This is a genomic window from Streptomyces sp. VRA16 Mangrove soil, from assembly GCF_017377775.1.
In the GTDB taxonomy this organism is placed as follows: domain Bacteria; phylum Actinomycetota; class Actinomycetes; order Streptomycetales; family Streptomycetaceae; genus Streptomyces.
The window spans coordinates 1-17062 of sequence record NZ_JAFVLN010000022.1; the positions used below are offsets into that span (position 1 = coordinate 1).

General features: G+C 70.4%; 16 protein-coding genes and 1 rRNA gene. 14 read left to right on the plus strand and 3 right to left on the minus strand.

Translation table 11 applies throughout. The annotated features are described in order from the left end of the window. From rrf to J3486_RS38475, 9 genes are all read left to right on the plus strand, one after another. Positions 1-107, plus strand: a 5S ribosomal RNA gene (gene rrf / locus J3486_RS38435); the annotation flags it as partial. A gap of 80 nt (positions 108-187) precedes the next feature. Next, complete coding sequence (locus J3486_RS38440) at positions 188-835, plus strand: HAD family phosphatase (protein ID WP_207828560.1); 648 nt, start codon at positions 188-190, stop codon at positions 833-835. A 113-nt stretch (positions 836-948) separates the two neighbouring features. After that, positions 949-2157, plus strand: a complete 1209-nt coding sequence (locus tag J3486_RS38445; protein ID WP_229379291.1) for an MFS transporter — start codon at positions 949-951, stop codon at positions 2155-2157. Beyond that, positions 2108-3289 carry an acetoin utilization protein AcuC gene (locus tag J3486_RS38450; RefSeq protein ID WP_207828562.1) on the plus strand — a complete coding sequence of 394 codons (1182 nt, stop codon included), beginning with the start codon at positions 2108-2110 and terminating at the stop codon, positions 3287-3289. Before J3486_RS38445 ends, J3486_RS38450 begins: the two co-directional genes overlap by 50 nt. 417 nt (positions 3290-3706) lie before the next feature. Next, positions 3707-4522 carry a phosphatase gene (locus J3486_RS38455; RefSeq protein ID WP_207828563.1) on the plus strand — a complete coding sequence of 272 codons (816 nt, stop codon included), beginning with the start codon at positions 3707-3709 and terminating at the stop codon, positions 4520-4522. Between the two features lie 129 nt (positions 4523-4651). Beyond that, complete coding sequence (locus J3486_RS38460) at positions 4652-4864, plus strand: helix-turn-helix domain-containing protein (RefSeq protein WP_158689180.1); 213 nt, start codon at positions 4652-4654, stop codon at positions 4862-4864. A 150-nt stretch (positions 4865-5014) separates the two neighbouring features. Then, positions 5015-5113 (plus strand): 30S ribosomal protein bS22, encoded by a 99-nt coding sequence (locus tag J3486_RS38465; protein WP_003948845.1) that lies wholly within the window; start codon positions 5015-5017, stop codon positions 5111-5113. A gap of 230 nt (positions 5114-5343) precedes the next feature. Beyond that, positions 5344-6417 carry an NAD-dependent epimerase/dehydratase family protein gene (locus tag J3486_RS38470; protein ID WP_207828565.1) on the plus strand — a complete coding sequence of 358 codons (1074 nt, stop codon included), beginning with the start codon at positions 5344-5346 and terminating at the stop codon, positions 6415-6417. A gap of 14 nt (positions 6418-6431) precedes the next feature. Further along, the gene (locus tag J3486_RS38475) at positions 6432-7484 is read left to right on the plus strand and encodes a lysophospholipid acyltransferase family protein (RefSeq protein ID WP_207828566.1); all 1053 of its coding nucleotides are present in this window, start codon (positions 6432-6434) and stop codon (positions 7482-7484) included. 96 nt (positions 7485-7580) lie between these two features. On the opposite strand, the gene J3486_RS38480 is transcribed toward J3486_RS38475, so the two are convergent. From J3486_RS38480 to J3486_RS38490, 3 genes are all read right to left on the minus strand, one after another. Further along, positions 7581-8816, minus strand: a complete 1236-nt coding sequence (locus J3486_RS38480) for a DUF5667 domain-containing protein (RefSeq protein WP_207828568.1) — start codon at positions 8814-8816, stop codon at positions 7581-7583. A 269-nt stretch (positions 8817-9085) separates the two neighbouring features. Continuing rightward, on the minus strand, positions 9086-9937 hold the full coding sequence (locus J3486_RS38485; RefSeq protein ID WP_207828570.1) for an ECF subfamily RNA polymerase sigma factor, BldN family: 852 nt from the start codon (positions 9935-9937) through the stop codon (positions 9086-9088). A 315-nt stretch (positions 9938-10252) separates the two neighbouring features. Further along, a complete protein-coding gene (locus J3486_RS38490; RefSeq protein WP_207828571.1) occupies positions 10253-11185 on the minus strand; it encodes an HAD family phosphatase in 933 nt (310 codons plus the stop codon). 128 nt (positions 11186-11313) lie between these two features. Between J3486_RS38490 and J3486_RS38495 the strand changes: the two genes are divergently transcribed. From J3486_RS38495 to J3486_RS38515, 5 genes are all read left to right on the plus strand, one after another. Beyond that, positions 11314-11592 carry a glutaredoxin family protein gene (locus J3486_RS38495; RefSeq protein ID WP_207828573.1) on the plus strand — a complete coding sequence of 93 codons (279 nt, stop codon included), beginning with the start codon at positions 11314-11316 and terminating at the stop codon, positions 11590-11592. A 353-nt stretch (positions 11593-11945) separates the two neighbouring features. Further along, on the plus strand, positions 11946-12761 hold the full coding sequence (locus J3486_RS38500) for a redox-sensing transcriptional repressor Rex (RefSeq protein WP_207828574.1): 816 nt from the start codon (positions 11946-11948) through the stop codon (positions 12759-12761). Further along, on the plus strand, positions 12758-14404 hold the full coding sequence (locus tag J3486_RS38505) for a glutamyl-tRNA reductase (protein WP_207828576.1): 1647 nt from the start codon (positions 12758-12760) through the stop codon (positions 14402-14404). Before J3486_RS38500 ends, J3486_RS38505 begins: the two co-directional genes overlap by 4 nt. After that, a complete protein-coding gene (gene hemC, locus J3486_RS38510; RefSeq protein ID WP_207828578.1) occupies positions 14401-15363 on the plus strand; it encodes a hydroxymethylbilane synthase in 963 nt (320 codons plus the stop codon). Before J3486_RS38505 ends, hemC begins: the two co-directional genes overlap by 4 nt. Then, a complete protein-coding gene (locus tag J3486_RS38515) occupies positions 15360-17036 on the plus strand; it encodes a uroporphyrinogen-III synthase (protein ID WP_207828579.1) in 1677 nt (558 codons plus the stop codon). The genes hemC and J3486_RS38515 overlap by 4 nt, the downstream gene beginning before the upstream one ends. Positions 17037-17062 lie beyond the last annotated feature (26 nt).

A 17062-nucleotide genomic window follows, 5' to 3' on the forward strand; every position in this document is an offset into this window, starting at 1 on the left:
ATAGCGTGAGGGAAACGCCCGGTTACATTCCGAACCCGGAAGCTAAGCCTCACAGCGCCGATGGTACTGCAGGGGGGACCCTGTGGGAGAGTAGGACGCCGCCGAACTATTTTTGAGAAAACCCCCGTGTCATTGACACGGGGGTTTTCTGTTTTCTGGTGTTTTTCTGCCGTCGTAGGGTCGTCGTATGCGCTACGAACTCGTCATCTTCGACAACGACGGTGTGCTCGTCGACAGTGAGCCGATCTCCAACACGCTGCTGGCCGGCTATCTCACCGAGCTGGGGCATCCGACCTCGTACGAGGACTCCCTGCGGGACTACATGGGCGCCGCCATGCACCGCGTACACGATCTCGTTCTGGAGAGGACCGGGGAGAAGCTTCCCGAGGACTTCGACGAGGTCTTTCACCAGCGGGTCTTCGCCGCGTTCGAGCGGGAGCTGCAGCCCGTGGACGGGGTCGCCGAAGTGCTGGAGAAGCTGACTGCCGAGGGGGTGCCGTACTGCGTGGCCTCGTCGGGGAGTCATCAGCGGATTCGGGTCGGGCACCGCACGACCGGCCTCGACCGGTGGTTCGGGGAGGGGCGGGTCTTCAGCTCGCAGGACGTCGGGCGGGGGAAGCCTGCGCCGGACCTGTTTCTGTATGCGGCGGAGCAGATGGGCGTGGCTCCCGGAAAATGTGTGGTGGTCGAGGACAGTCCGCTCGGGGTGCAGGCGGCGGTCGCGGCCGGAATGGACGTGTACGGGTTCACGGCCATGACACCGGCGGAGCGGCTCGCGGGGGCCGACGGTTTCTTCACCGACATGCGGGAGCTGCCCGCCCTGCTCATGGGGTGATGAATTCGTGGCCGTACTGCGCGAATTGGGAGCTTGATCCATCTACCCAGCGGTAAGCAGGGGGCATACGCTGTGCCGCCATGACCGATGGGAACGCAGGCATAACAGGTGCGATGCGGTGGGGGCGGAGAGCGCTGGGGTTCAGCTTCTTCGCCCAGGGGGCGGCCTTCGCGCTGCTGGTGACCCGGATTCCCGCCATTCAGGATCAGTACGGGATATCGGACGGGTTGCTGCCTGTCTTCCTGGCCGCTGTGCCGATCCTGGCCGGTGTCGGCAGCGTGGGCACCGAGCAGCTGGTCAAGCGCGTACGGCCGAGCCGGGTGCTGCGGTGGGCGCAGCCGGTGGTGCTGCTCGCGCTGCTGGGCGTCGGGGCCGGGGACACGATGGCGGAGGTCGGTGTCTGCCTCGGGGTGTTCGGTCTGGCCGTGGGGGCGCTCGACGCGTCGATGAACATGCTCGGGGTCAGCCTGCAGCGGGCGTACGGGCGCAGCATCATGCTCGGGTTCCATGCCGCGTACAGCCTCGGCGGGATCGTCGGGGCGTCGCTCGCGTGGGTGGGGGCGCACTGGCATCTGTCGCTGTTCGTGCTGTACCTGCCGGTCGTCCTGGTGCTGCTGCCCGGCTGTCTGGTGGGCAGCCGGTGGTACGTGGACGGGGGCGCCGCGGACCTGGCCGAGGAGGCCGCCGCCGCGGGGAAGAGCGGGGGCGTCGTCTTCAAGATGCTGCTGCCGCTGTGCCTGGTGATGTCCTTCGCGTACATCGGGGACTCGACCGTCTCCAACTGGAGTGCCAAGTACCTCCAGGACGTGCTGGGGAGTTCCGAGCAGCTGTCGACCGTTCCGTACAACGTCTACATGGTCATGACGCTCGTCGGGCGGGCCGTGGGGGACGTGGGGGTGCGGCGGTTCGGGGCGGTGGCCGTGGTGCGGGTCGGGACCGTGATCGCCGCCGGCGGGTTCGGTGTGGTGGCCGTGGCGCCCGGGGCGTGGGTCGGGATGCTCGGGTTCACGCTGTTGGGCCTCGGGCTGTGTGTGATCGTGCCGCAGACGTTCGCGGCGGCGGGGCGGATGTTCCCGAACGCGTCCGATGCCGCCGTCGCACGGCTGAACATCTTCAACTACGTTGGGTTTCTGGTGGGTTCGCCGCTGGTGGGCGCTTTGGGGGATGCGTGGAGTTATCGCGGGGCGATGCTCGTGCCGATGGCTCTGGTGCTGGTGACACTCGTGTACGCCCCTTCGTTCGGGACCAAGGACGACCGATACGGTGGCGGGCATGAGCGGCCGCGTGCAGTTGATGTGGGACCCAGCGGTAGCGGGGTATGACTTCGGGCCCGGACATCCGATGGATCCGGTCCGGCTCGAACTGACCCGGAGCCTGGTGGCGGCCTTCGGGCTCGACCGGGCGGAGGGCGTGGAGGTCGTGGCCGCGCCGAGAGCGGGGGATTCGACCCTGCGGCTCGTGCACCGCGAGGACTACGTGGAGGCGGTCAAGGCCGCGTCGGCGGACCCGGACGGCGCCGACCAGGCGTACGGGCTCGGGACGGTCGACGATCCGGCCTTCGCCGGGATGCACGACGTGTCCGCGCTGATCGCCGGGCAGTCCGTGGGCGCCGCGGAGGCCGTGTGGCGGGGGGAGGCCCTGCACGGGGTGAACTTCGCCGGCGGGCTGCACCATGCGATGCCGGGGGCCGCATCCGGGTTCTGTGTGTACAACGACGCCGCGCTCGCGATTGCGCGGCTGCTCGAACTGGGCGTGGAGCGGGTCGCGTACGTGGATGTGGACGTGCATCACGGGGACGGGGTGCAGGCCGCGTTCTGGGAGGATCCGCGGGTACTGACCGTCTCGCTGCACGAGCATCCGAGGACGCTGTTCCCGCAGACCGGGTGGCCCGAGGAGACCGGGCCCGACGGGGCCGCGGAGGGGACCGCCGTGAACGTGGCGCTGCCGGCCGGGACGGGGGACGCCGGGTGGTTGCGGGCCTTCCACGCCGTGGTGCCGGAGCTGCTCGCGGAGTTCCGGCCGCAGGTGCTGGTCACCCAGCACGGGGCCGATACGCACTTCGAGGATCCGTTGGCGCATCTCGCGGTGTCGTTGGACGCGCAGCGGGCCGTGCAGGTCGCCTGTCATGAGCTGGCGCACGAGTACGCGGACGGGAAGTGGGTCGCGCTCGGGGGCGGTGGGTACGCCGTCGTGGATGTGGTGCCGCGGTCGTGGACGCATCTGGTCGCTGTCGCTGCCGGGCGGGAGATCGCGCCCGAGACCGTGATTCCGGAGTCGTGGCGACAGGAAGTCTTTGCTCGTACGCGGCAGTTGGCGCCTGCCCGGATGACTGATGGGCGGTGGCCTGTGATGTTCCGGGAGTGGGAGGCCGGGTACGACCCTGCCGATCGGCTGGATCAGGCGATTCTGGCTACGCGGAAGGCGGCGTTTCCCTTGCGGGGGTTGCTGGCTTAGGGGGTTGGGGCTCGGAGGCCGGGGTTCCGGGGTCCCGGGGTTCCAGGGTTCCGGGCGGGGCCGTGGGCGGGGGCCTGCGGAGGCGCCTGCCCGGCGCTGGGGTGCCGCCTTGCCCACCCTGCCGCCCTTGGCGGCAGATTGCCCAAGGCGACGTGGCGGGGCGGCAGATTGCCCGAGGCGGGCTGTGGCGGGGCGGCGGGTTGCCCGAGGCGGGCTGTGGCGGGGCGGCGGGTTGCCGAAGGCGGGCCGTGGCGGGACGGCGGATTGCCCAAGGCGCCGGCGCGGGCGGCGGATTGCCGAAAGCGGCTGTGGCGGGGCGGTAGTTGCTGAAGGTGGTGGTGGCTGGGGTTACTCCGACTGTGGGGTGTTTGGGGGTTTTCGGGGCGGGCGGGTGCGTGATGCATCAGCATCGCAAGCGTGTTGAGCACCGGCGCCCTCCGCGCACATCTGTTGGCGGCTCGGCTTGCCGGGCCCGTGGCGACCTCCCGTGAGGAGAGTCTGCGCAGTTACCGGCTCTTCGAGGCCAGGGACCCGCGCGTGCTGCTCGGGCTGGATCCCGAATGGGTCTGGGGGCGGCGGGACTTGCTCGCGCTCATGGCCGACAAGTGCGGGGTCTCGCCGGACCCGGACCACATCTCGGGGCACGACGTCATCGATCCGGAACGGACGCTGGCCGCCCTCGACGCGTTCGGCGACCGCATCGGAAGGGCCGCCGCCACCCGGGCCCCGGTGCTCTTCGGAACCGGGCATCCGCACCGATTGCTCGGTTTCTACGCTTCGTTGGCGGACGCCCTCTCGGCGGTGGGATGTCCCGTTCTCACTCCGGCGCAGGGTCTCAGTGTCGACATAACGACCCGGTTCGGCCTACGCACGTACAACCTTGACTACGTACGAGGAGTCGCGCTGGTGCGGGAACCCGGCGCGTGGCCGCCCGGAAGTGAGACCGGCGCGCACACCCATTCCCCCCTCCCGGTTCGTACCGCTCTGAGTGCTCTGGCGGAGGCCGGCGGACCGCTTCCCGAGCTGGTCGTCGGGGACCACGGATGGGCCTGCGGTGCAGGTCAGTTGGGGTTCGATGCCATCGGCCTCGCCGATACGGATGATCCCGCCCTGTTCGTCGGTGAGGCCGAGGGGCAGGTGTCCGTCGTCGTTCCGCTTGATGACGCTGTGCGGTCTGATTACTACCGACCGCTTACTCGCTATGTACTCAATCGAGCGTGTCTGTCACAGTAGGCGGCCGATCGCAGCTCCTCTTCCCCACTCGCATCATGCGCCCCTACATTGGGGAGTGAGCACGCAACGACGTTGAGTCACCGGAAGGGGAAGCCGGTGGCCGTCGAGTGCGGAAGGTTCAGGTGTGACATGGCTGCTGGTGAGAGTAGGCCTCTGAACGAGGTGCAGTTCCTGACCGTGGCGGAAGTCGCTTCGGTCATGCGAGTGTCCAAGATGACCGTGTACCGGCTGGTGCACAGCGGTCATCTGCCCGCGATCCGGGTCGGGCGGAGTTTCCGCGTCCCGGAGCAAGCGGTCCACGAGTACCTCCGCGAGTCCTATGTGGGGGTGGATGCGGGCTGATCCGTAGTCCGGGACCGCCCTCGATTTCTGGCTCGGCGCTCGGGCGGGGTAGGCTAGCCCCTCGTAGGTCGTGTGGGCCCCAATGCAGCCCCGCACCGAGTGATTGTCCCCGCGCTGCGGGGGTTGTCCGAGAAGTGAGCGAGGGTAGTCGTGGGCTCTGTTATCAAGAAGCGGCGTAAGCGGATGGCTAAGAAGAAGCACCGCAAGCTGCTGAAGCGCACCCGCGTGCAGCGTCGCAACAAGAAGTAAGCGACCGCTGCGTCAAGCGCGCTCTGTGTGGCCCTTTCACCGTTCGGTGGGAGGGCCACACTGCGTTGAGCAGGCAGAAGTTCAAGCGGCAATCGTCTGTACGTACAGCTGTGGCTGTCGTCACTTCATGCATCGTCCGGTCATCACAGCGCAACATCGAACCGCTAACGTGAGCCGCAAGCAGTGATTGCGGAGCGCGGCGGGGCTGGGACGGAAGGTAGGCGCTGATCTTGGGCAAGGTCGTGCTCGTGACCGGGGTGGCCCGGCAGCTGGGAGGCCGGTTCGTACGACGCATCCAGCGGGACCCGGACGTGGACCGGGTCATCGGGGTGGATGCGGTGCCGCCCGCGCACCATCTGGGCGGGGCGGACTTCCTGCAGGCCGACATCCGGCAGCCGACGATCGCGCGGGTGCTCGCCGAGCACTCCGTGGACACCGTCGTGCACATGGACGTCACCGGGACCCCGCTGGCCAGCGGCAGCCGTGGCTCCCTGAAGGAGACCAACGTCATCGGGACGATGCAGCTGCTCGGCGCCTGCCAGAAGGCGCCCAGCGTGAAGCGGCTCGTCGTGAAGTCCAGTACGAACGTGTACGGGTCCGCGCCGCGTGACCCGGCCGTCTTCACGGAGACGACGCCGCCGAAGTCGCTGCCGAGCGGTGGCTTCGCCAAGGACACCGTCGAGGTCGAGGGGTACGTACGCGGGTTCGCCCGGCGCCGCCCGGACGTCGCCGTGTGCGTGCTGCGGTTCGCCAACATCCTCGGGCCGACCGCCGATTCACCGCTCGCCCAGTACTTCGCGCTGCCCGTGCTTCCGACCGTGCTCGGCTACGATCCGCGGCTGCAGTTCGTGCACGAGGACGATGTGATCGAGGTGCTGCGGCTCGCTTCGCACGAGCCGGACCGCGGGACGCTGAACAGCGGGACGTTCAACATCGCCGGGGACGGCGTGCTGTTGCTGTCGCAGTGCTCGCGCCGGCTGGGGCGGCCGACCGTTCCGGTGCTGCTGCCGGCGGTGACCTGGGTGGGCGGCGCCCTGCGTACGCTGGGTGCCACGGATTTCTCGCCCGAGCAGATTCGGCTGCTCACGCACGGGCGGGTGGTGTCCACGGCCCAGATGCGCGACACACTGGGGTTCCGGCCGAAGTACACGACCGCGGAGGCCTTCGCGGACTTCGTGCAGGGCCGGGGCCCCGGACTGCTGCCGCCCCAGGCCCTGGCGTCAGCCGTGGACAGGGTCGCCGCCCTGCCCTTCCTGGGCGGTGCCCGCACACCCAGCCACCCCCCGACGCAGAGCGCCAACTGAGGAGCGCATCAACGATGGCGGATGCCAAGGTCATTCCGTTCGACGACGACAGGTCGCGGGGGACGACCGGCAAGGGCGCGGCGCGCCGCAGGGGCACGGGCGGCCGGCGCAGGGGCGAGCCCGCGGCCGTGCGCGAGGTGAAACCCATCCCCGTACAGCAGCAGGCGCAGCCCGAGCCGGAGCCCGCACCCGCTCCCGAGCCGGTGGCCGCCGAGGCGGAGAAGCGGGGCGGCTGGGACCGCAAGATCGCGGGCGGGCTCGCCTTCCTGCGGCGGCGGATCACCGGGGACTACGACGTCGACGAGTTCGGCTACGACAAGGAGCTCACCGACCAGGTCCTGATGTCGCTGCTGCGGCCGGTCGCGGAGAAGTACTTCCGGATCGAGGTGAAGGGCGTCGAGAACATCCCGTCGGAGGGCGGGGCGCTGATCGTCTCCAACCATTCGGGGACGCTGCCGCTGGACGGCCTGATGATGCAGGTCGCGGTGCACGACAACCACCCCGAGGGCCGTCATCTGCGGCTCCTGGCGGCCGACTTGGTGTTCATGCTGCCGGTGGTGAACGAGCTGGCCCGCAAGGCCGGGCACACGCTGGCCTGCGCGGAGGACGCGCAGCGGCTCCTGGAGAGCGGCGAACTCGTCGGTGTCATGCCGGAGGGCTTCAAGGGCATCGGCAAGCCGTTCAGCGAGCGGTACAAGCTGCAGCGGTTCGGGCGGGGCGGCTTTGTCTCGACGGCGCTGCGGGCGGGGACGCCGATCGTGCCGTGCTCGATCGTCGGGGCCGAGGAGATCTACCCGATGATCGGCAACGCGAAGACGCTGGCGCGGGTGCTCGGGTTCCCGTACTTCCCGATCACGCCCACGTTCCCGTGGCTGGGGCCGCTGGGTGCGGTGCCGCTGCCGACGAAGTGGACGATCCAGTTCGGGGAGCCGATTCCGACGGACGGGTATCCGCCGGAGGCCGCCGAGGACCCGATGCTGATGTTCAACCTGACCGATCAGGTACGGGAGCAGATCCAGCACACGCTGTACAAGCTGCTGGTGCAGCGGCGGTCGGTGTTCTTCTGACGGGGCAGTGGGCGGGGGCCCCGGGCCGCGGCCCACTGCCCCGGGCACGGCGAAAGGCCGCCGCCCTGGACGGGGCGGCGGCCGATACGACCTAACCTAGCTGGCGTCCTCGCCGTCGATGCCCAGGCCGGGCAGCAGGCCCGGCAGGAGCGGCGGCAGGGTCACCTCCGGCTTGGGCGTACTGGTGCTGCTGTCGCCGGACTTTCCGTCGGACGGGGTCGGTGTCGACGCGTCGTTCGGAGGGTCGAGCAGGCCGCCCGTGGTCTCTCCGAGCAGGCCGCTGTCGTCCTTGCCGCTGTTGGAGCTGGACGGCTTGGGCTTGGCCGAGGACGAGCCGTGACCGCTGCCCGTGGACCCGGACGGGGCCGAGCTGCCGGTCCTCGACGCTCCCGGCGACGTACCGCCGCCGCGGTGGGTGCCGGAGGAACCGCCCTGACCGGGCGGTTGCGGCAGCAATGAGCGCAGCGGGTCGACCTCTTGGTCTATGGCGTCGAAGACCGAGCTCACCTGGTCCCGTACGTCGCCGAGCTGGACCGGGAGCTTGTCGCTGAGCGCCGTCCAGCTCCGGCGGTGCGACTCGGAGAAGGCGGAGAGGGCCTGGATCGGGCCGAGCGAGCCGTCCCGCTTGTAGGCCTCGCTGAGCAGCCGGTGGCCCTCCGACGCGTCGTACTGCATGCCGGACAGAGCCCGCCGGACCTCGCCGACCGACTCGTGGTCGAGGTGGCCGCCGCGGCCGCGGTCCATGAGCCGACGGGCCTCGTTCAGCCGCGTCGACGCCTGGTCCAGGTAGATCTGGCCGCGGTCGGAGTCACTGTCGGCCATGCCGAGCTTGAGGTCCTCCATGCCGCGCTTGAGGCCGTAGAGGGAGTCACCCGGCAGTGCGCTCGAACTCGCGGCCGCTACGCCGCTGAACGCGCCCGCGGCCACGCCGACCGTGAGCCCGCCCGCGGCGATGCCCTTGGTCAGCCGTGACCGGGGCCGCAGCTTGCTCAGTGGACTCGCCCGGTGGGCGCCCTTGGCCCTGCCCGACCGCTGCTCCGGCACGGCCGGTCCCGCGGCGCCCTCCGCGAACATGGCCTCCATGGCGGCCACGAGCTGGGCCCGCTGCACCACCTTGACCTCGGGGTCCAGCTCCGGTTTGGGCAGCTCGCCGAGGCCTTCGGCCAGGGTCAGAAGCCTGCCCTGCTCGGCCTGGTCGGATTGCTCGGCCTTGTCGCTCTGTCGAGCGGCCGGATTCTCCGGCTGCTGCGCCGCCGCGTCCTGGTCGGACTGATCCTCCAGGGCCTGGGCGAAGGCGTTCGCCCGCCGGTGTGCCGAGACATTCGCGATCACTGGCGGCACCTCCTCTCGTCATGACGGTCGACTCCCCAGGGGGTCCTGGGGTTGCACACCCGGACAGCTTGCACTCGATCGAGTGAGTGAAACCGGTCCGGACGTGACCACAGGGAGCCTGCATCCCGCACAACGAGCAACGCGGCACTTGGGTTACGGACGACGGATGATCCGACCGCGATCGCATTTCGCCCTCACAGAAGGTGAGTTGAGCCGTGCGAACGGTGACGGGACCGGTCGGGATGCGACAGTGCGTGCCCGCCGCCGCGTCAGCGGGCGTCGTCCGGTAGCAGCCGGGCGAGGGTGCGGACGGCCCGGTACTGGAGGGTCTTGATCGCGCCCTCGTTCTTGCCCATCACGCGCGCGGTCTCGGCGACGGACAGACCCTGGAGGAAGCGCAGGGTGACGCACTCCTGCTGCTGCGGGTTGAGCCGGCGCACCGCCTCCAGGAGGGCGGCGTTGGAGAGCGACTCCAGGACCGAGTCCTCGGGGCTGCGCTCCACCTCGTTCGCGTCCAGCATTTCGCCCGTGGTCACTTCGAGGCGGAAGCGGCTCGACTTGAAGTGGTCGGCGACCAGGTTGCGCGCGATCGTGACCAGCCAGGCGCCGAAGTCGCGCCCCTGCCAGGTGAAGGTGCCGATGCGGCGCAGGGCGCGCAGGAAGGTCTCGCTGGTGAGGTCCTCCGCCGTCGCCTTCCCGCCCACGCGGTAGTAGATGTACCGGTACACGGTGTCGCTGTACTGGTCGTAGAGGCGGCCGAAGGCGTCGGCCTCTCCGGACTGGGCGCGCTCGACCAGGTCCATCATGCGCGCGCTGTCACTGTCCGCGGCCGGGCGGCGGGCCGTGGACGTGCTGCTGGTGCCGGAGGCTCCGGCGGCGCCGGAGCGCGCTCGTCTGCCCGCCCACCCGTCGCCCGACCGCCGCCCCTCAATGACGACGCTACGCGCCGGCCCCTTTTGTCCCGCGCCGGAGTCGGCCATGGCGAAGCATGGACCGGCGGGCGCAGGGACGGCGAGGGCGGGGACGGCGTACGCGGTGGGGACGAAGCCGCGCAAGCGGTCTACGACCGTTGCGCGCAGCGTAGCCAGGCCCGAGGCGTCAACCCCGACGTGTTGAAACACGGGACTCCCAGAGGCAGAGCTTCCATCACGTGCAGTGCGGGACCGTTCACCCGTCGTGCTGACGCGTGGGTACCGGAATGCGTCTGAGGAGAATAACGCTTCGTGCAGGGAGCGCTACACCCAGTTGCTCAAATCATCGATTACGTCACTTCTGTAGCTGATCGGCGATGGTTCAAGTACCGGAGAGTGACCGCTTGTTGATCGGATTAGGTCATGTTCCGGCAGCGGCCGTGACGCGTTGTGGCCGAGTGCTATCCGCGTGACTGGCGGGGGCCGGTGCCGGGTAAGACGTTCGGAATGCCGTGCGCGACGGGGTCAGCGGCGGCGGCGCTGGAGTGCGATCACGGCCGCCGTGCCGCCCGCCACCGCGCCGACGCCGGCCGCCGCGGGGATGCCGACCCGCGCCGCCTTGCGGCCCGTGCGGTAGTCGCGCAGCCGCCAGTCGCGCTCCTTCGCGTACTTGCGGAGCTTCGCGTCCGGGTTGATCGCGTACGGGTGCCCGACGAGGGAGAGCATCGGGACGTCGTTGTGGGAGTCGCTGTACGCGGCGCAGCGGCCGAGCTCCAGGCCCTCGGCGGAGGCGAGCGCGCGGACCGCCTCGGCCTTCGCGGGGCCGTGCAGCGGCTCACCCACGAGCCGGCCCGTGTAGACGCCGCCGATGGACTCGGCGACCGTGCCGAGCGCGCCGGTCAGGCCGAGGCGGCGGGCGATCACCGTGGCGATCTCCACCGGCGCGGCCGTGACGAGCCAGACCTTCTGGCCCGCGTCGAGGTGCGCCTGGGCGAGGGCGCGGGTGCCGGGCCAGATGCGCTCGGCCATGTACTCGTCGTAGATCTCCTCGCCGATGGACATCAGCTCGGCGACGCGGTGGCCCTTGACGATGGACAGAGCGCTGTTCTGTGCGTCCTGCATGTGCTCGGGGTCCTCGACCCCGGCGATCCGGAACCAGGCCTGCTGCCAGGCGAACCGGGTCAGCTCGCGGCGCTGGAAGAACTTCCGCTTGTACAGGCCACGACCGAAGTGGAAGATCGCGGCGCCCTGCATGACGGTGTTGTCCAGGTCGAAGAAGGCGGCGGCCTTGTCGTCGCCGACGACCGGGAACTCCGGTTCCTCGTCGGTGGGCGGCGGCGCCTGCTCCTCCAGTTCCAGGGAGGACTTGCGGGCGGCCTCCGCCGAGGCCTCGCCTGCCAGCACGCTCCGCGCGGTGGCGGAGCGCCTACGGGGTGTGAGCCATCCAAGAGCGGCCATGTCGCGAGCATAGCCAGTTTGTTCGGTGGTTCCGGAGTCGAGCGGATTTCGGGGAGCTGTCGTTCTGTGAAATCCGGGCGTCGCGAAGGGTGCCGTTCGGGGGCACGGGTGGGGCCAGAATGGCCGGTATGAGTCCCATCTTTCGCCGGAGCGAGAAGAAGAATCCGCAGGAGCGCGTCGTCACGCTCATCGGGAAGCCCGGATGCCACCTGTGCGACGACGCACAGGTGGTGATCGAGAAGGTCTGTGCCGAGGTCGGCGCCTCCTGGGAGAAGAAGGACATCACCGAGGACGAGGAGCTGTACCGCAAGTACTGGGAGCAGATCCCGGTCGTTCTCGTCGACGGCGCGCAGCACGACTTCTGGCGCGTACAGGAGGAACGGCTGCGGCGGGCGCTCACTCAGTAGTCCTCCCGAGCAGCAGTCCTCCCAAGCCCCTGGGCCGCCGCGCAGCCGTCGCACAAGTCACTGACCGAGGAGTCCAAACGGCCCCAAAAGTCGCTTAGGATCGGGGGCGGTTTTGGTCTCGGGGGCTTAGATCGTAAGGAGTGTGTGCGGCTTTGCCCCCCACAGGTGAGCAACGAAGCTGCCTGCGCGCCGGTTCCACGAAAGCGCGCGGGGGGCGCGTGACCCCGGTCACGTTGGCCGGGCAAATCGGACACCATCTTTGTGCACGCGTTCACAAAGACATAGCCTGCATTCGACGGGGCGGTCTTGAAACGAACGGCCGCCCACAGCCCCGCTCTACCCGCAGGAGCACCGTGGCAACTGGCCGAACTCACCGACCGGCGACCCGCAGCCGAGGGATTCCCGAGGCCACCGTCGCCAGGCTTCCGCTGTACCTCCGAGCCCTGACCGCTCTCTCCGAGCGCTCGGTGCCCACGGTCTCCTCCGAGGAGCTCGCGGCCGCGGCGGGGGTCAACTCCGCGAAGCTGCGCAAGGACTTCTCGTACCTCGGGTCCTACGGGACGCGTGGTGTGGGGTACGACGTCGAGTACCTCGTGTACCAGATCTCGCGCGAGCTGGGCCTCACGCAGGACTGGCCGGTCGTGATCGTCGGTATCGGTAACCTCGGTGCGGCGCTGGCCAATTACGGCGGTTTCGCCTCCCGCGGGTTCCGGGTCGCCGCGCTGATAGACGCCGACCCCGCGATGGCCGGAAAGCCGGTCGCGGGAATGCCCGTGCAGCACACGGACGACCTCGAGAAGATCATCGACGACAACGGCGTCTCCATCGGCGTCATCGCGACCCCGGCCGGTGCCGCGCAGCAGGTCTGCGACCGGCTCGTCGCCGCCGGTGTCACCTCCATCCTGAACTTCGCGCCGACCGTCCTGTCCGTGCCGGACGGCGTCGACGTGCGCAAGGTCGATCTCTCCATCGAGCTCCAGATCCTCGCCTTCCACGAGCAGCGCAAGGCCGGCGAGGGCGCCGTGGACGGGGAGAGCCCCGCCGAGGGCGCCGTCGGCGTCGAGGGCCCGGCCGCCAAGGTCACCAGGACTCCTGCCCAGGACCGGGCCGCTGAGAAGACCGGCCGCAAGGGACCCGACGGGGACGTGCCCGCCGTGATGCCGGCATGAGTCTCCTCGTCGTCGGCCTCAGCCACCGCAGCGCTCCGGTGAGTGTCCTGGAGCGTGCCGCGCTGAACGCGGACACCCAGGCCAAGCTCCTCCAGGACACCCTCGCCGCCGAGCCGGCCGCCGAGGCCGCGGTGCTCGCCACCTGCAACCGCATCGAGCTGTACGCGGACGTGGACAAGTTCCACGCCGGTGTCGCGGAGCTGTCGACGCTGCTCGCGCAGCACAGCGGTGTGGGGCTCGACGAGCTCACCCCTTATCTGTACGTGCACTACGAGGACCGGGCGGTGCACCACCTGTTCTCGGTGGCGTGCGGTCTGGACTCGATGGTCGTGGGCGAGGGGCAGATCCTCGGCCAGATCAAGGACACCCTGGCGCGGGCGCAGGAACTGCACTCCGCGGGCAAGCTCCTCAACGATCTCTTCCAGCAGGCCCTGCGGGTCGGCAAGCGCGCCCACTCCGAGACCGGGATCGACCGGGCCGGGCAGTCGCTGGTCACCTTCGGTCTCGAACAACTCGCCGTGGGCCAGGACGTGGACGGCTGGGCGGCCGGCAGGCGCGCCCTCGTCATCGGTGCCGGTTCGATGTCCTCGCTCGCCGCCGCCACGCTCGCCCGGGCCGGAGTGGCCGAGGTCGTCGTCGCCAACCGGACGCTGGAGCGGGCGGAACGACTCGTAGAGATCTTGAACGAGGGCGGGGCCGCGGCCCGCGCCGTCACGATGGACGCCGTGGCGGACGAACTGACACGTGCCGACGTCGCCATCTCCTGCACCGGTGCCACCGGCCTCGTGCTGACCGCCGACGCGGTGCGCGCCGCTGTCGCCGGGCGCACGCCGACCGCCGGCAGTGACGTGCCTGCACCCTCGACTCCCGCACCGGGCAAGGCCGTTGCCGACGCCTGTCCGGTCGAGGTGGTGCGTGGCGGGTTCTCCGTCGAGGGCGAGGCCGCCGTCGCCGGGTTCGACGCGGCGGCCCTGGAACAGCACGGCGCCTGGGTGGACAACGCGCCCGGGCGGCGGGTCCAGCCGTCGGAGGCCGACGCCATCGCGGCGCTGGCCGCCGCGGGCCGGGTCCCGGAGATGCGCCGCGAGCGGGCCCCCGAGCCCGTACGGGAAGTGGCCCTGGCCCTGCTCGACCTGGCGATGCCGCGGGACATCGACGCGGCCGCGCACCGCATCGACGGGGTGCGCCTCGTCGACATCGAGTCCCTCGCCGACGCCTCCGCGGACGCCCCGATGGCCGCCGACGTGGACCAGGTGCGGGCGATCGTGGCCGACGAGGTCGCCGCGTTCGGCGCCGCGCAGCGGGCCGCGACCATCACGCCGACCGTCGTCGCGCTGCGCACGATGGCCGCCGACGTGGTGAGCAGCGAGATCGCGCGGCTCGACGGCCGGCTCCCCGGCCTCGACGACAAACAGCGCGCGGAGATCACCCAGACCGTGCGGCGCGTGGTGGACAAGCTGCTGCACGCGCCGACGGTGCGGGTCAAGCAGCTGGCGGCCGAGCCCGGCGGTGCCGGATACGCGGACGCGCTGCGCACCCTTTTCGACCTGGACCGGGAGACGGTGGAGTCCGTCTCCCGGGCAACCCCTCAAGACCGTGAATCCGCTACCGGCACGGCAGGCAAGAATCGAGGCCCGGCATGAGTGCCGAGAGAGCGCTGAGGCTGGGCACCCGGCGCAGCAAGCTGGCCATGACCCAGTCCGGGCATGTCGCCGAAGCCGTCCGCCAGGTGACCGGCCGCGAGGTCGAGCTCGTGGAGATCACCTCGTACGGTGATGTGAACCGCGCGCACATCTCGCAGATCGGCGGCACCGGCATCTTCGTCACGGCGCTGCGCGACGCGCTGCTGGCCGGTGAGATCGACTTCGCGGTGCACTCCCTCAAGGACCTGCCGACCGCGCAGCCCGAGGATCTGACGCTGGCCGCGATTCCGGTGCGCGAGGACCCGCGGGACGTCCTGATCGCCCGTGACGGCCTGAAGTTCACCGAGCTGCCCGCGGGCGCCAAGGTGGGCACGGGTTCGCTGCGGCGCATGGCGCAGCTGAACGCGTACGCGCGCAGTCACGGTCTCGCCGTCGAGGCCGTACCGATCCGCGGGAACATCGACACCCGTATCGGGTTCGTCGAGAAGGGTGAGCTGGACGCCGTCGTGCTGGCGGCGGCCGGGATCAGCCGCATCGGTCGGAGCGCGGAGGTCACCGACTTCCTCTCCACCGACATCGTCCTGCCCGCCCCCGGCCAGGGGGCCCTGGCAGTCGAGTGCACCACCGCGAACGGTGCGCTCGCCGCCGCGCTCGGAGAACTGGACGACCCGTTCACGCGGGCCGCCGTGACCGCCGAGCGGTCCCTGCTCGCCGCCCTGGAGGCCGGCTGCAGTGCACCCGTGGGTGCCCTCGCCGACCTTCTGGCCGACGGGCAGATTGCTAAGGAAATGCGCCTGCGCGGCGTCGTCGGTACCACCGACGGCTCCGAGCTGGTGCAGCTGACCACCACCGGTCCCGTGCCCTCGTCCCACGACGAGGCGCTGGCTCTCGGGCGCGAACTCGCTGCCGAGATGCTGGCCAAGGGTGCGGCCGGTCTGATGGGGGAGCGAGCACTTTGAGCCCCACCACCGCTGAAACGACCGCCTGTGCACCTGGGCACGTCACCTTCCTGGGTGCGGGTCCCGGAGATCCAGGACTGCTGACCCTACGGGCCGTGGAGGCCCTGACCCGAGCGGATGTGCTGATCGCCGAGCCCGAAGTGCTCGACGTCGTGCGCACCCATGCCAGGGCAGGCGTCACCGTCCTCGACGCCACGGGCGCGCAGGCTGCCGCGGCGGCTGACGAGACGTCAACTGCCGTCGCGGTCCCGGCTCTGAGGGACTGGGCCAATCTTGTCATGGAGGCTGCGCGGGGCGGCAAGCGGGTCGTGCGTGCGGTCACGGGGGACCCCGGGCTCGACACGTTCGCGGCCGAGGAGATGCTCGCCTGCGCCGGTCAGGGGATCGACTTCGAGGTCGTCCCGGGCATCGCCGCGGCCGTGGGTGTGCCCGCGTACGCCGGTGTGCCGCTGCGGGACGCGGAGGGCACGGACGTCCGTTTCGTGGACGCCCGTACCGCCTCCGACCGCTGCTGGACCGAGGTCGGCGCCTCCGACTGCACGGTCGTCGTGTCGACGACGCTGGACTCGGTGGCCGCCGCGGCCGGTGAGCTGGTGGCGGCGGGCCGCAAGCCCGACACCCCGCTGTCGGTGACCGTCGCCGGTACGACGACGCGCCAGAAGACCTGGTCGGCCACGCTCGGCACCATCGCGCAGACCTTCAAGCAGGCCAAGGTGCTGCCGTCGCCGGAGGGCAACCGCCCGGTGATAGTCGTGGTCGGTGAGCGCAGTGCCGCCGCCCAGCGCGACCAGCTGTCCTGGTTCGAGTCGAAGCCGCTGTTCGGCTGGCGCGTGCTCGTCCCCAGGACGAAGGAGCAGGCGGCGTCGCTCTCCGACCAGCTCAGGTCGTACGGCGCCGTGCCGCACGAGGTCCCGACGATCGCCGTCGAGCCGCCGCGCACCCCGCAGCAGATGGAGCGCGCGGTCAAGGGCCTGGTCACCGGCCGCTACGAGTGGATCGCCTTCACCTCGGTGAACGCGGTGAAGGCCGTACGCGAGAAGTTCGAGGAGTACGGGCTCGACGCGCGGGCCTTCGCGGGGATCAAGGTCGCCGCGGTGGGCGAGCAGACGGCGAACGCGCTGATCGCGTTCGGCGTCAAGCCGGACCTGGTGCCCAGCGGAGAGCAGTCCGCCGCGGGTCTCCTGGAGGACTGGCCGCCGTACGACCCGGTCTTCGACCCGATCGACCGTGTCTTCCTGCCGCGCGCCGACATCGCCACGGAGACCCTGGTCGCCGGGCTGATCGAGCTCGGCTGGGAGGTCGACGACGTCACCGCCTACCGGACCGTGCGCGCCTCGCCGCCGCCGGCCGAGACGCGTGAGGCGATCAAGGGCGGCGGCTTCGACGCGGTGCTCTTCACGTCGTCGTCGACCGTGCGGAACCTGGTCGGCATCGCCGGCAAGCCGCACAACGTCACGGTGATCGCCTGCATCGGCCCCGCCACGGCGAAGACCGCCGAGGAGCACGGGCTGCGGGTGGATGTGATGGCTCCCGAGCCGTCCGTCCACAAGCTGGCCGCCGCGCTGGCCGAGTTCGGTGCGAAGCGCCGGGACGCGGCCGTCGAGGCCGGCGACCCGGTGACGCGGCCGAGCGAACGGCGGCCGGGGGCGCGCCGCCGCAGGGCCGCGCCGTAAGGCAGAGTTGAGGGGCGGGTGTGCGG